1 protein-coding gene and 1 pseudogene are annotated in these 1,341 nt (G+C 42.4%); one reads left to right on the top strand and one right to left on the bottom strand.

Features of this window, described 5'->3' with window-relative positions; genetic code table 11:
- Positions 1 to 78: 78 nt before the first annotated feature.
- Entirely contained in the window at positions 79 to 726 is a 648-nt protein-coding gene (gene lolB, locus AB4496_RS26955) for a lipoprotein insertase outer membrane protein LolB (protein WP_102257967.1), read from the bottom strand.
- 160 nt (positions 727 to 886) lie between these two features.
- On the opposite strand from lolB, the pseudogene hemA reads away from it, so the two are divergent.
- Positions 887 to 1,341 (top strand): annotated as a pseudogene (gene hemA, locus AB4496_RS26950) (glutamyl-tRNA reductase); the annotation flags it as partial.

Genomic DNA, 1,341 nt, shown 5'->3' with positions numbered 1-1,341 from the left:
AGCCATTGTCGCGTTGGCCAGTGATATAGAGAAATAAATTCAGCTTAGCTGGCGAAGGCCAGTGCGTTGGCGTTGTTATCATTTTTTCAGTGTCCACTTCGAAACTACAATGTTGATTTTGTTCTCGTCTTGATTGAATGACAATCGAGTAGGGAGGGGAATTGTCTCTACCTTTGCGTTGTCTTCATCTGATAGTTGCTTACTCGGCATCTCTGTATTGTGATAGTTAGCAAAATTCAGGGTCCACAGTTGACTGCTGACTTGTTTAGACAGAGATTCAAGCGTGTTAGTGCTGTTGAGTTGGTAGCTGTCTGCTTGGTCGGGAATGCCAAGGAACCATTGTGGTAGGTGATCAATGGGGATCTGCAATCCAGTAAGTTGCTCTACCAATACAGATGCACTTGCATGGGTGAATACTTGATCATCGTAAGTCACGACTTTTGCACCCAAACTGTCGATTGTAAGGTTCAAAGCGGTTTGACCAAGGAAAGTGGTCAGTCTTAATTGGCTTTGATTTGGGGAGTGCTTCCATATGAAGTTTAGGCTTTGGCGTTGCTCTGGAGAAATGTAAGCGAGCTTGCCTGAAGCTTGATAGTTTTCTATCTGTAAAAGCCTGTTTTGGTGACTTTGCCACTCAACGCTGGTCGGTTGTTCTGGGATAGACGAGCAACCCACCATAATGATGGTCAAAAAAATAAGAGACGTGATTTTTCGAAGCTTGCTCATATTTGCTCACAACTTGTTCAAATTTATCTAAAAAACGTCTCAACTATAGCATTGAATTCACGAACTCAGGAAAACAAATCCCGCTTGCTCTTTAAATAGAGCCATGCATCAAGTAAAATTCGCCCCTTGTTTCCATTCCCTGATCGAGAACTTCTGATACATGTCTTTGCTTGCCGTAGGTATCAATCACAATACAGCGTCGGTTGAATTGCGAGAAAAAGTCGCTTTTGGTCCAGATAAATTATCTGAGGCACTTAAGCAACTTAACGCAAATGCACACGTAAATGGAAGTGTCATACTTTCTACCTGTAATCGAACTGAAGTGTATTGTGACGTCAAAGGCGTGGCAAAAAACAAGTTGATCGATTGGCTGTCTGTATTTCATCAAGTTAGCCCTGAAGAATTAAAACCGAGCATCTACATCCATGAAGAACAAGCCGCGATTAAGCACTTAATGCGCGTTGCCTGTGGTTTGGACTCTCTGGTGTTGGGTGAACCACAGATTTTAGGTCAGGTGAAGCAAGCTTATACAGACTCTCGAGATAACAAATCTGTTGATGCTTCAATGGAAAAACTGTTTCAGAAATCATTTTCTGTCGCTAAGCGTGTTCGAAC

It is taken from the genome of Vibrio sp. 10N.222.46.A1, from assembly GCF_041473595.1.
Classification (GTDB): Bacteria; Pseudomonadota; Gammaproteobacteria; order Enterobacterales; family Vibrionaceae; genus Vibrio; species Vibrio tasmaniensis_A.
Note: the sequence above shows the minus strand (reverse complement) of the source record. Positions and strands in the feature narration are given on the sequence as shown.